Below are 13,555 nucleotides of genomic sequence, written 5' to 3'. Positions count from 1 at the left end.
AAATTTTACATCCTAATCCCAAATCCCAAATCCCAAATCTCAAATCCCATCGATTTTTTCACGAAGTGTTTTCAATGCCAAATGCATTCGTTTTTCTATAGCCTTTACACTTACGCCCTCCATTTCAGCAATTTCCGCATATTTTTTACCGTCGATCCGATTCAATAAAAAAACCGTACGCTGGTTCTCCGGTAAACTGTCCAACGCTTGGTCCAATTTTTGTTTAAATTGGTTTTCCTCCATTAAAAATTCCGGTGATTCGTTGGTACTGCCCAATGACTTGTCCGCATACTTTAAACGTACCTTTTCGGCCTTAATAACATTAAGGTAGAGATTGTTTGCAACGGTATATACATAGGACTTTGCCTTTTGCGGGGTTACCTTGGCACAGTTTTCCCAAAGCTTTAGGAAGGCCTCCTGAACGGCATCATATGCCTTTTCCTCATTTCCGAACTTATAATATATGTAGTTAAAAACCGTTTTGGAATTAGCTTTGAAAAGCGAACTAAAGACGGCTTCCTCGCATACATTATCCTGGGATTCAGTTTTCAATGGGTTGGTTTTGCGTCAAAGATATTTGAAAAAATCGAAAATAAAGTAGGGTATTTTTCAAATGGATTGTTTTAATGGGGAACGAACAAAAAAATCCAAATCGTTATGAGAAAGTTTTTGAATTACGCACTATACACCTGCCTACTCATGATTGCGCTTACCTTTTCTTCCTGCCAAACGGAATATGAGGAACTTCCGGGAGAGAACGAACAGGAGACCATAATGGCCAGTTCATCTACGGCCCAACTGGTTGAAAAGACCGTTTCCAATGATGGATCTTTTGACAATATTGTGGATGGTTCCAGTTGTTTTAACGTCCGTTTTCCGTATACCGTTGAGGTAAATGGATTGGAATTGACCATTGATGCAGTTGAAGATCTTGAGCGAATCGAGGAAATCTTTGATGCCCTGGATGATGATGAGGACATTTTGGAAATCCTTTTTCCCATTACCATTACCTTGGGCGATTTCACCGAGATTACCATTAATGGGGAGGGAGATTTACGCGAATGGGCAGAACAATGTATTGAAGGCGGCGATGACGATGATATAGAATGTATAGATTTTGTATACCCGATCACCTTGTTCACTTTTGACATTAACAAACAACAGACCGGAAATGTTACGGTAGAAAGCGATATGGAAATGAGACGCTTCTTTGCCGGATTGGATGAGGAAGACCTTATCAGTATTGAATTTCCGGTGACCTTGAAGTTGTATGATGGTTCGGAGATAGTCGTTAGTTCCAATGCCGAGTTGGCCAATGCCATAGAGAATGCCAAAGAAGCCTGTGATGAAGACGATGATAATGACTATAATGATGATGATTTTGACGAGGAACGATTGGATTTCTGCCTAACCCAATGCTCTTGGTTGGTTAAGGATGTGAGAAGGGGTGGTATGGACCAAACCGATCAATATTTCGAATACCTTATGAATTTTGAGGAAGATGGTAGCGTAACCGTTAGGGATAGGGAAGGTAATAACTTGGAGGGAACTTGGAGTACCCGTGCAAGTGATAACGGTGCCCTATTAAAGTTGGAGTTTGATGTACTTGTGGACTTTAGCTTAGAATGGTTGGTTTATGAAATTGAAGATCATACGATAAAATTGTATGCCGATGAAGGAAATAGGATTATTATGAAACAACTTTGCGTTGAGGACAATGACCCTGATGGTTTGCGAGAAATACTTCGAGAGTGTTCTTGGATTATAAAAAGAGTCAAGAACAATGGTGAGCATTTGAACAGGTTGTTAGGATTTGAATTTTCCTTTATGCTAGATGGTACCGTGACCTTAAGTGGTGATGACACCATTTCCGAAGGCACTTGGGCCATTACTACCAATAATCAAGGACGTTTGGTCATGGCCATTACCATGGGCAACGAGCCAGGAGTAAGTTTTGAATGGTTATTATCAGACATGAAAGACAGGTACCTGAAATTCAATGTAGAAGGAACCTTTTATGAATTGGTCTTGATTAGAAATTGTGAAGGCGAGGATGATGATGACGGGGATGTCAGTTTTATTAGGGATTTGTTCAGCGATACGGAATGGGACATCGCTCTATTCTCAGAGAATGGAGATGATACCACCGAAGCTTACGCCGATGTTACCTTATTCATTGACGATGATGGGAGTCTTGAGGTTAGAAATGCCAATGCCGAGGTTATCAGTAACGGAAGATGGTTTTTATTTCGCAACACCGAAAATCGTTTAGAATTAATAATCGCCTTTGGCGCAGGAAGTAACTTCTATCAGTTAGCCAATGACTACATCATAATGGAAGTAGATGAAAACCGCTTGGATTTGAAGCATGAGAATGATGATAATGGATACGACGAATTGGTACTGGAAAGAATAATGCAATAATTAGGAACCTCCCCGATGCCTTTGTATCGGGGATTTCCTTTTCACCCTTACCAAACATGAACCCATGAGAAAAGTAATTAACCCCTTATTGTTAAGTTTTGCATTGGTTTCCTGCAGTACCGATGAAAACAATGGGGATAATGAAACCATAGTTGTCAATGCAGAGGAGGTAAAAGCCATAATAACCGATGGTGAGTGGCGAATAACCTTTTATGCCGATTCCGATGTTGATGATACGGATAACTACAATGGGTATGTGTTTACGTTTAATGTAGATGGGACTTTGGGAGCTACAAATGGCAGCACGTCACTCTCCGGCGCTTGGTCCATAACAGAATCTGAAAACAACGATACTGATGAAAGGGAACGTGATGTAGACTTCAACATTTTTTTTGCTTCCCCGGATATTTTTGAAGAATTGGCAAATGATTGGAATATCCTAAACTATAACGACGCCAAAATGGAACTTTGGGACACTAGTGTTGATGATGGAAGTACGGATTACCTCAATTTTGAAAAGACTTAATGCCTTTTTTGCCCCATATCCCTAAAAAAGCGTCCACCGAAAGATGGATGCTTTTTTGCTTTATTACCCTTATATAGCTTGCAAGGTCCTGTTTCCATGGACATATCAAAATATATTGACCCCAGCTTTGTTTCTGTGCTTTCGTCGAGCTTATCCCTTTCACATATTTTTCCTTTCAACATCCCGTCTTTACCTAGGTAATTCTTAAATTTGCTTTTCTTCAAAAAGGATGTAAGACAATGTTCGATAACTTGAGTGAAAAGCTGGATAAGGCCCTTCATGTTCTTAAAGGACATGGACAGATAACGGAAATTAATGTTGCAGAAACCACCAAAGAAGTTCGGAGGGCCCTGTTGGATGCAGATGTCAATTTTAGGATAGCCAAAGAGTTTACGAATCGGGTAAAGGAAAAAGCCTTGGGCAAGAATGTATTGACTACCCTGCAGCCTGGCCAATTGATGGTAAAGATCGTAAAGGACGAACTTACGGAGCTCATGGGTGGTGAGACCGAGGGTATCAATCTTTCGGCGCATCCTTCCGTAATCCTAATGTCCGGTCTTCAAGGCTCGGGTAAAACTACATTTTCTGGAAAACTGGCCAACTTTCTCAAGAATAAAAAATCAAAGAAACCTTTGTTGGTGGCCTGTGATGTATATCGTCCTGCGGCCATAGACCAATTGCATATCGTGGGAGATCAAATCGGGGTCGAGGTGTATTCGGACCGGGAAAATAACGATCCCGTGGCGATAGCCAAAGCCGGCATTGCCCAGGCAAAGGCCAATGGACATAATGTGGTTATCATAGATACCGCCGGGCGATTGGCGGTAGACGAGAAAATGATGACGGAAATCTCGAATATCCACGCTGCCATACAACCGCAAGAGACCCTTTTTGTAGTGGATGCCATGACCGGTCAGGATGCCGTAAACACGGCAAAGGCCTTTAACGATGTCCTGAATTTTGATGGTGTCATCCTTACCAAGCTGGATGGGGATACCCGCGGTGGTGCGGCCATTTCCATAAAATCCGTTGTAGATAAACCAATTAAATTCATTGGTACAGGTGAAAAGATGGAGGCTATAGATGTTTTCCATCCCTCGCGAATGGCCGACCGTATTCTGGGTATGGGCGATGTAATTTCATTGGTTGAACGGGCCCAGGAGCAATTTGATGAGGAAGAGGCGAGGAAAATCCAGAAGAAGATTGCCAAGAATAGGTTCGGGTTCGATGATTTCCTGAGCCAGATTCAACAGATAAAGAAAATGGGGAACATCAAGGACCTTATGGGTATGATTCCAGGCGCTGGCAAGGCTCTAAAAGGTATGGATATTGACGATGATGCCTTTAAACATATCGAGGCCATTATCCATTCCATGACCCCAGATGAACGCGCAAATCCCTCCAAACTGAACGCAAGCCGTAAAAAACGGATTGCCCGTGGTAGTGGTCGTACCATTCAGGATGTCAATCAATTGCTTAAGCAATTCGATCAAATGGGAAAAATGATGAAAATGATGCAAGGTGGCGGCGGCAAAAAAATGATGCAGATGATGGGTGGTATGAAGGGATTACGATAAATGGTTCTTTTGGAGGCCTGTAAATTGAATTGATTCCCAGATCAATGATTAAGCTGCAATGCACGGTGAAGAAGTTCGTCGACTTATTAAGTTACATGATTACTAATTCGGGCAAATTTGGAGTTAAGGAACAAAAAGTACTGCAACTGCCTATTGAATGCTATATAAATGACAATTCTTGATGGAAGGGCAATCTCCAACAAAATAAAGGAAGAAATAGCCCAAGAGGTTATCCGGATAAAGGAACTTGGTGAAAAGGTACCCCATTTGGCGGCGGTACTCGTAGGCAATGATGGGGCGAGTCTAACTTATGTGGGCAGTAAGGTAAGGTCCTGTAAGAAAATCGGGTTTGAATCCACCCTTATCCATTTGCCGGAAGAAACCTCGGAGGAAGAATTACTCCAAAAGGTAGAACAACTAAACGCGGATGATACCATAGATGGTTACATCGTACAACTGCCACTGCCCAAGCACATAGATGAGGAAAAAGTATTGATGGCCGTACATCCGGACAAGGATGTGGATGGTTTTCATCCGACCAACTTCGGCAAAATGGCCTTGGATATGGAGACCTTTATTTCGGCTACACCTTTTGGAATAATGGAGTTGTTGAAACGCTACGAAGTGGAAACGGAAGGCAAACACGCTGTAGTCATCGGTCGTAGCCATATTGTGGGTAGGCCCATTAGCATACTGATGAGCCAAAAAGGGAAAGCTGCCAATTGTACGGTAACCCTAACCCATAGCCGTACCAAGGATATCAAGGCATTGACCTTGCAGGCGGATATTGTGGTATCTGCATTGGGTGTGCCCCATTTCTTAAAGGCAGATATGGTAAAGGAAGGTGCTGTGGTCATAGATGTGGGGATTACCCGGGTACCGGATGAAACGCGGGAACGTGGCTATTACATCACCGGAGACGTGGATTTCGAAAATGTATCCAAAAAAGCATCCTTCATAACACCTGTTCCTGGCGGCGTAGGTCCTATGACCATCGCCATGCTGTTAAAAAATACCTTGTTGGCCAGAAAGCGCCATAGAAGTAAAGCTGACTGATTTAATTATCATAAAGGTGTGTTGGGCTAAATCAGAACGACGAATCCCTATTTTAGTATAAAAGAACGAGGTTTTTGTCTTTCGCCGTTTGTGTACTGTCGTTTGGGGTCAATACATCCAAATCGTTACTGTCATCATAACTGCAACTTCCCATTCCCAGTATCATAGCCAAAATAAGCCCAATGTAAATTAGTTTTTTCATAGCTGACAATTTAGTAGGTGTCCTTATCGAGCTACCGTAATATAATAACGGCGAAAGTCGTCATTTGGTATTTGATGGTTAAGGGGAAATCAGTACCTTTTACGGGAATTGACTGTAAGTTTTTAGTCAAGGAATTCCATATTCTTCGGGACATAGTATGATACGATTGCAATTGAACGTCACAAATGGCAAGCTTGAATCAAAAAATAGGTTGGGACCTGTTTTTTCAAGACTATGTCAAAGTTTTTTTTTGTTTCTTATCGCAGCCATTTTTTTAGTGTCAGAAGGATATGCCCAGCGACCCAAGCTTATCGTTACTACCGATATTGGTCAAGATCCGGACGACCAGCAATCTTTTATAAGGCTTTTACATTATGCCAATGAGTTTGACTTCAAGGGATTCATCGCCAATGCTGATTCAAATTACGATCATGAACCCCCATTGCTACGCGATGATATTCTTCATGATCTCATCTCAAAATATGGATTGATACAGCATCGGTTAAAATCGCACGCCCAGGATTACCCCACTGCGGATTATCTGCATTCCCTTGTAAAAAAAGGGTGTAATAAAAACGGCGCAAAAGTACCGGTCTCCACTTATGTGGGACCTGGCAATGATACGGAAGGTTCGGACTGGATCATTGAGGCGGTCAAGCAGTCATCCGGACCTGTAAATATTGCCGTATGGGGCGGTGCTTGTGATTTGGCACAAGCGCTATGGAAAGTTAGGGAGACGGCTACAAGCGAAGAATTGGAGCTATTCATAAAAAAACTTAGGGTATACTTTATAGGGAAACAAGATTCATCCAACGACTGGATTATCAAAGAGTTTCCAAAGCTATGGCTAATATTGGCACTCGACCCGTCTGGGGACAAATGGGCCTCGTCCTATAGGGGCATGTTTCTCGGAGGAGATATCTCATTGACCTCACGGGACTGGCTAAAGGCGAATATCATTGGGAAAAACCCACTGGCCAATGAATATCCTGATAGAGCTTATACTGGAGGTGAAGGACGCAATCCGTATATGGCAATGAAGGAGGGAGATTCTCCCGCTTGGTTGTATTTTCTTTCCAATGGACTCAATTTTCCCGATTATCCCCATTGGGGAGGATGGGGTGGTCGTTTTCAACAAGAGCGCCCGGGTTTTTTTCGGGATGTTGAGGACAAGTATTTCGATAAGGAAAAAGGGGCTTTTACAACCTCATCCATGGCGACGGTGTTTCGATGGCGATCCGATTTTCAGAATGATTTTGCCGCAAGGGTACGGTGGGGGTCGGGGGATCAGTCGAAGATTAACCATGCCCCAATCCCCATAGTTTCCAATTATGTGGATGATGCCTATGTGGAAATTCCAATAGAAGTAGGTGACAAAGTAATTTTGGATGCCTCAAAATCCGAGGATCCAGATGGAGATAATTTGTACTTTGATTGGTTTGTTTATCCGGGTACGGAAACCTTTCTGGGTACTGATAATGGTATTCTTGGCACAGGGGATACATCGAGAGTTTTGGTCGATGTTCCTGAGACAACCAAGGGTCAATCCATTCGTATTGTCCTGAGGGTGGTCGATGATGCCGAAATTCCCTTAACGGGTTACAAGAGAATTGTTTTAAAAGTAAAGGATTGATTCATGAACCCTCAAGAACCAGGTAAATTTGAGCTTATGCAAAAGCACCTCTTTTTTCTTATAATGTTACTCATTATACTAACGGGTTGCCAATTGGGAGTAGAAAAAAAATCGAAAATGGCCATTAACGTATCTTTCCCTGAAACCACATCTAAAGAGAAATTGGATGGAAGGCTTCTTCTAATGCTATCGAATAAAGAGGGGGACGAACCTCGTTTTCAAATCAATGCCGGCCTAGGCACCCAGATTATTTTTGGAATGAACGTGGAGGGGATGGGAGCCGATGAAGTACAAACTTTTGATACTACGGTTTTTGGGTTTCCCTACAGCAGCTTGGCCGATGTGCCTCCTGGAGAATACCAGGTCCAGGCGCTTTTACATAAATACGAAACCTTCAATCTGTCCACGGGTCATACGGTAAAACTGCCCATGGATAAGGGTGAGGGACAACAATGGAACAAATCCCCGGGTAATCTATATAGCAAACCGTTTACAGTTACCATTACCGAAGATGGCACTACGGACATCAATGTAGTCATGGATCAGGTGATTCCCGCTATCGAAGAACCAGAGGATACGGAATGGGTAAAACATATCAAAGTAAAGTCCGAGAAGCTTTCCGAATTCTGGGGAAGGGATATGTATCTGGGAGCCCACGTGCTTTTACCGAAGGGATTTAAGGAGCATCCTGAGGCCAAATACCCTTTAATGATTTTTCATGGACATTTCCCAAGGGATTTTGGTGGATTCCGGACCACTCCCCCCGACCCGGATATGGAACCGGAGTACTCCGATAGGTTTGGTGTGGCAGGCTATAATATCGTTCAGGAACAAGAGGCCTATGATTTTTATAAACGGTGGAACGAACCTGATTTTCCACGATTTCTTATTATTGAAATTCAACATCCCACTCCTTATTATGATGACTCCTACGCCGTAAACTCTGCCAGTCAAGGACCTTATGGCGATGCCATAACCTATGAGTTGATTCCTCATATAGAACGGACATTTCGTGGAATAGGCGAAGGCTGGTCACGTTTTTTATACGGCGGTTCCACTGGAGGTTGGGAAGCCTTGGCCGTACAGGTAAAATATCCTAGGGAATACAACGGTTGCTTTGCCGCTTGTCCGGACCCTATCGACTTTAGGGCCTATTGCTTGACCGATATTTATCAGTATAAGAATGCCTATTTTTATGAGAGTGACCACAAGCCCTTGGAAGTTCCGGGCCATCGGGACTATCTGGGACATGTCCGGATTACGGTTAAGGAGTATAATCATTTAGAGCTTGTTTTGGGCGATAAAAGTCGCTCTGGCCAGCAGTGGGATATTTGGGAAGCCACCTACTCCCCCCAGGCAGAGGATGGTTATCCGCTACGACTGTGGGACAAGATGACGGGCGACATAGATCATAAGGTGGCCGAATATTGGAAGGAGAATTATGATTTGCGCCATATTCTGGAACGAGATTGGGGGAAATTGGGAAAAGACCTAAAGGGAAAAATCCATATTTACTGCGGGGACATGGACAACTATTACCTGAACAACGCCGTCTATTTGATGGAGGATTTTCTGGAGCGTACAACCGACCCCTATTATGAGGGCGAAGTGCTCTACGGGGACCGTGCGGAGCATTGCTGGAATGGTGACCCGGAACAGCCCAACCATATATCGCGTTTGCGATACAACAGCATGTATGTACCTAAAATTATGAAACGCATTGCGGAAAGTGCACCAAAGGGAGCGGATTTAAGCAGTTGGCGCTATAAATAAGATGTAAATGAACACCACGAACAAAGTAGCATGGGCGGTATTTGCCATTTTGGCCATCGTTATTGGGCTTTATCCTTTGCTATATTTTTTTCTTGATAGGGAATTCGGGTTGTTGGCCTCCAAGGAAGATGTGTTACTTTCCAACGTGTTTTGGAACATCGGATTCTACGGTCACATCCTGTTCGGTGGCTTGGCTCTATTGGTGGGCTGGGTACAATTCAGCAAAAGATTAAGAAATGCCAACCTTAAGCGACACCGTGTAATTGGCAGAATATATATTATTTCGGCTATGATCAGCGGGGTTTGTGCCGTCTATATCGCTTTATATGCAACAGGAGGCGTTATCTCCACCCTAGGCTTTATGAGTTTGGGTTTCCTTTGGCTCTTTTTTACAAGCAGGGCCTATCTCGCGATTCGCAAGGGAGATTTACCCTTGCATCAAGGCCTAATGATATATAGTTATGCGGCCTGCTTCGCCGCTGTGACCTTACGGATTTGGTTGCCATTGTTGACCATCATTTTTCACGATTTTACGCTAGCCTATCGTATAGTGGCATGGTTATGTTGGGTGCCTAATATTATATTCGCATTTTTTTGGGTGCGAAGGAGAGGTTTGCAATTGGGATAAACATTTGGACTTCATGGCGTCCTAACGATTAAAAATAAAAGTATGAAACCTTTTTTTAGCCTTCTTCTATTTTTTGTTTCTGTTACGGTTTCCGCCACGGAACGATGGGAGATTTTTGAAATAGAGCTGACAGGACCAAAAGTGGAAAACCCGTTTACCGAAGTTTGGGTCCAGGCCGAATTTCAATACAAAAACTTCCGGTATCATGTGGATGGATTTTATGATGGTGACCAAACCTACAAAATACGGTTTATGCCGGAACATGTTGGACAATGGACTTACATCATAAAAAGCAATTCTCCCGAAATGAACGATAAAACGGGAAGGTTTAGGTGTACCCCGGCAATGGCAAATAATCATGGGCCGGTATCGGTGAGGGATACCTTCCATTTTAAATATGCGGACGGCACTCCCTTTTATGTCCTGGGTACTACGGCCTATGCCTGGATACACCAAAAAGAACAACTAAGGCAAGAAACGCTAAAAACCTTGGAGAAGGAGGCCTTTAATAAGATCCGAATGACGGTAATGCCCAAATATTACGGTAGATATGTTTCCAACGAACCGGATTTGTATCCTTTTATGGGTTCACCGGAATCAGGTTGGGATCGTACCCGATTTAATGTGCAGTTTTTTCAGCACTTGGAACAACAAATAGGGGAGCTCAAGAAGCGGAATGTTGAGGCCGATGTTATCATATTTCACCCCTATGATAAAGATGCCTGGGGCTTTAGCAAGGGCAGTGTGGAGGAAAATGTATTCTATCTAAAATACTTGGTTGCACGTCTGGCCGCATATCGAAATGTATGGTGGTCCATGGCCAATGAATATGATGTGATGCATAAGCCGGAATCCGAATGGGAAATTTACTTTAAGGAACTTATGGCCAGGGACCCGTACCAACATCTAAAATCCATTCACAATGGTAAATCCTGGTACAATCATTCTAACCCTTGGATAACCCATTTGAGTGTGCAGACCCCATATTTGGAAGACACCCAAAAATGGCGGGAGACCTACCTAAAACCTGTTATCAATGACGAATTTGTCTATGAAGGCAATGTTCCGTTTGATTGGGGAAATCTCACGGCAGAGGAAACTGTAAACCGTTTTTGGACCATATATTGCCGTGGGGGATATGCTTCACATGGGGAAACTTATATACATCCGGATAACATTTTATGGTGGGCCAAGGGAGGTCGATTATATGGGCAAAGCCCTAAAAGATTGCAGTTTCTGGCACAAATCATGAAAGAGGCCCCGGAAAAGGGACTGACACCCATACATACCCAGTGGAACAAGGAAACCTATCTGTTCAAAAACAGTGAATACTTTTTGTTTTATTATGGCAATAGTCAGCAGGCCGGCGCACGGCTTAAACTTGCAAAGGATAAAAAGTACAGTATTGAGATTATCGATGCATGGAACATGACTACCGAAAAGTTACAGGAAACCTACAGCGGTACGGTGGAAATTCCACTTCCCCAAAGGCCTTATATGGCAGTAAGGGCCGTTGCACAATAATGACCCATTAACCACAAAAATGACTCAAACCAATTTAGTAGAAGGCGAATGAAATATATAGGACTAATACTAGTGATTCTTACAGGTACTTTGATAATGTCAATGAAAGAAAAAGAAAACCCGCGTCCCCGAGTATTCGTATTTACGGATGTAAACGTTGATTCCGGCGACCCGGATGATAGACAGTCGTTGATACATCTCTTATGGTATGCCGATGAATTGAAAATAGAGGGCATTGTACCAGATCGATGGAACGCCAAAGGTTATGAGGCCTGTGAAATGGTCCTTGAAGCGTATAAAAAGGATTATAAAACACATGGCTTCAAGGGTTTAGGATATCCCGATTCCGAATACATTCAAACCAAAATCGCTAAGGATACCTTGGATGCCGTACAGCTTTTTTCAAAGGCCGCTTCCATAGAGGACAGTCCACTTTATGTTCTGGTATGGGGCAATATGGAAGTTTTTTATAAGGCTTTGGAACAAAACCCCCATTTGGGAAAGAATATTCGTTTGATTACCATAGCGACCGGATTAATGATGGAACAGCATATTCCGGAAATGCCCCCAAGCTGGGAAAGGTCAGCTCCCTGTAAACAATTGAATTGGAACGGCTTTGGCAGGGATAAGGTGTATAATGACTCTAGATTTGATACGATGTGGTGGTTGGAAATCAATTGGACCTATGCCGGGATGTTTACCGGGAAACAGCCAGAAGAAATGTTTCAAAAATTATTAAAATATGGAAATCTGGGAAAACATGTCAAGGAAGTAGTCAAAAATCATGATTGGGCCCAATATTTTCGCGTAGGAGATACCCCATCGGTTCTATATGTTTTGGATCCGGAGAACCCTTTGGCCGATCCCACCCATGGAAGCTGGGCCGGAAAATTTATAAGGCCTTTTCCAAATGAAAGGCCCAATTACTACACCGACGATTATGGATCTATAGCTTGGAATTATGAGGACCCATGCCTAACCTGGGAAAACCATACCAAGGTGGATGCCTATGCCAAAAGTACCCTGGAAGAAAGAAGACCGGAAATGTACGAGGAGCTCTTACGTAAGTTAAATGGACTATATGGGAAAGAATAGCCTGAAAACGATATTTTGTAATCTCTTAGGCCCTAAAAGTAAATAGGCACCTTTCATTATTGAGAAGGATCAAAGGTGCCTTTTTTTGGGCCTAGGTACACACCAGTTTTTCCAAATCCCACATGAATGAAAATTCCAAGGACAAAGCAAATATGCTATTGGGATTGATAGAATATGGATTTTTCTTTAAGGAACAATGGGGTTTGTCAAAACGAATATTCACTATATTGTAGATTTTCAATCAAGATTAGAGAACATGAAGAAATTATACCTCTATTTACTACTCAGCTTAACAATTTGTTCATCCGCCATTGCACAATCGGGAAAGGTCTATGATAATCTAAAGATGACCAGTAAAATCCTGAATGGGGAACGCAACTATGCGGTGTATTTACCTCCGGATTATGAGAGTTCTGAGCGTAGTTATCCCGTACTATACCTGTTGCATGGCGCAACGGATAACCATACAGGATGGGTACAATTCGGGGAAGTGCTTCATATTACGGATAAGGCCATTAAAGAGGGTAAGGCAACCCCTATGGTTATCGTAATGCCAGATGCGGATACCGGTCAGATGGGTTATTTTAATGCGGGGGATTGGAAATATGAGGATTTCTTTTTTGAGGAATTCATGCCCCATGTCGAAAAGAAGTATCGTATTAAGGGAGAAAAGCGTTATCGCGCCGTAGCCGGACTTTCCATGGGCGGCGGAGGCTCATTTATGTATGCCTTGCATCACCCGGAATTATTCTCATCGGCCTGTCCTTTGAGCGCCTATGTAGGGCCGTTGACCATTGAAGATTTAAAGCGACGCATTGCCCGAGGTGACAAAAAATATTCAAACAAGGAAATCGAGGAGTATTTTCAAAAACACAATGCCCTAAATTTATTGGAAAGTGTTCCTCTTGATGATGTTAAGTCCGTCCGCTGGTATATTGATTGTGGTGACGATGATTTCTTGTACGAAGGCAATAGCCTAGTCCATATAGCGATGACCAAAAAGGAGATTCCACACGAATATCGTGTAAGGGACGGGGGGCATAGTTGGACCTACTGGCGTGAGGCCCTTCCGGAAGTGCTTCATTTCGTATCACAGGCCTTTCACCAATACTGATTT

12 protein-coding genes are annotated in these 13,555 nt (G+C 42.9%); 10 read left to right on the top strand and 2 right to left on the bottom strand.

What is annotated here, in order from left to right; all coding sequences use genetic code 11:
* Window positions 1-39: 39 nt before the first annotated feature.
* Entirely contained in the window at window positions 40-552 is a 513-nt protein-coding gene (locus Q0993_RS08895) for a sigma-70 family RNA polymerase sigma factor (protein WP_299531994.1), read from the bottom strand.
* Between the two features lie 105 nt (window positions 553-657).
* Here Q0993_RS08895 and Q0993_RS08890 point away from each other — a divergent pair, with 105 nt between their 5' ends.
* From Q0993_RS08890 to folD, 4 genes are all read left to right on the top strand, one after another.
* Window positions 658-2,424 (top strand): hypothetical protein, encoded by a 1,767-nt coding sequence (locus Q0993_RS08890; RefSeq protein WP_299531992.1) that lies wholly within the window; start codon window positions 658-660, stop codon window positions 2,422-2,424.
* A 64-nt stretch (window positions 2,425-2,488) separates the two neighbouring features.
* Window positions 2,489-2,950, top strand: coding sequence for a hypothetical protein (locus Q0993_RS08885; RefSeq protein WP_299531990.1), 462 nt, complete (start codon window positions 2,489-2,491; stop codon window positions 2,948-2,950).
* 239 nt (window positions 2,951-3,189) lie between these two features.
* Complete coding sequence (gene ffh / locus Q0993_RS08880; RefSeq protein ID WP_299531988.1) at window positions 3,190-4,527, top strand: signal recognition particle protein; 1,338 nt, start codon at window positions 3,190-3,192, stop codon at window positions 4,525-4,527.
* Window positions 4,528-4,695: 168 nt separating this feature from the next.
* Window positions 4,696-5,583 carry a bifunctional methylenetetrahydrofolate dehydrogenase/methenyltetrahydrofolate cyclohydrolase FolD gene (gene folD, locus Q0993_RS08875; protein WP_299531986.1) on the top strand — a complete coding sequence of 296 codons (888 nt, stop codon included), beginning with the start codon at window positions 4,696-4,698 and terminating at the stop codon, window positions 5,581-5,583.
* Window positions 5,584-5,635: 52 nt separating this feature from the next.
* Here folD and Q0993_RS08870 read toward each other — a convergent pair whose 3' ends face one another.
* Complete coding sequence (locus Q0993_RS08870; protein ID WP_299531984.1) at window positions 5,636-5,785, bottom strand: hypothetical protein; 150 nt, start codon at window positions 5,783-5,785, stop codon at window positions 5,636-5,638.
* Between the two features lie 250 nt (window positions 5,786-6,035).
* Between Q0993_RS08870 and Q0993_RS08865 the strand changes: the two genes are divergently transcribed.
* From Q0993_RS08865 to Q0993_RS08840, 6 genes are all read left to right on the top strand, one after another.
* A complete protein-coding gene (locus Q0993_RS08865) occupies window positions 6,036-7,418 on the top strand; it encodes a DUF1593 domain-containing protein (protein ID WP_299531982.1) in 1,383 nt (460 codons plus the stop codon).
* A 117-nt stretch (window positions 7,419-7,535) separates the two neighbouring features.
* Window positions 7,536-9,191: a hypothetical protein gene (locus Q0993_RS08860; protein WP_299531980.1), complete on the top strand. Its 1,656-nt coding sequence runs from the start codon at window positions 7,536-7,538 to the stop codon at window positions 9,189-9,191.
* Between the two features lie 7 nt (window positions 9,192-9,198).
* Window positions 9,199-9,819 carry a DUF2306 domain-containing protein gene (locus Q0993_RS08855; RefSeq protein WP_299531978.1) on the top strand — a complete coding sequence of 207 codons (621 nt, stop codon included), beginning with the start codon at window positions 9,199-9,201 and terminating at the stop codon, window positions 9,817-9,819.
* A gap of 42 nt (window positions 9,820-9,861) precedes the next feature.
* Window positions 9,862-11,343, top strand: coding sequence for a DUF5060 domain-containing protein (locus Q0993_RS08850; RefSeq protein WP_299531976.1), 1,482 nt, complete (start codon window positions 9,862-9,864; stop codon window positions 11,341-11,343).
* Between the two features lie 102 nt (window positions 11,344-11,445).
* Complete coding sequence (locus Q0993_RS08845; protein ID WP_299531973.1) at window positions 11,446-12,438, top strand: nucleoside hydrolase-like domain-containing protein; 993 nt, start codon at window positions 11,446-11,448, stop codon at window positions 12,436-12,438.
* Between the two features lie 256 nt (window positions 12,439-12,694).
* Complete coding sequence (locus Q0993_RS08840; RefSeq protein ID WP_299531971.1) at window positions 12,695-13,552, top strand: alpha/beta hydrolase-fold protein; 858 nt, start codon at window positions 12,695-12,697, stop codon at window positions 13,550-13,552.
* Window positions 13,553-13,555: the final 3 nt, after the last annotated feature.

The sequence above is a fragment of the Ulvibacterium sp. genome, from assembly GCF_028285715.1.
Classification (GTDB): Bacteria; Bacteroidota; Bacteroidia; order Flavobacteriales; family Flavobacteriaceae; genus Ulvibacterium.
This window is presented reverse-complemented; position numbering and strand designations above follow the sequence as displayed.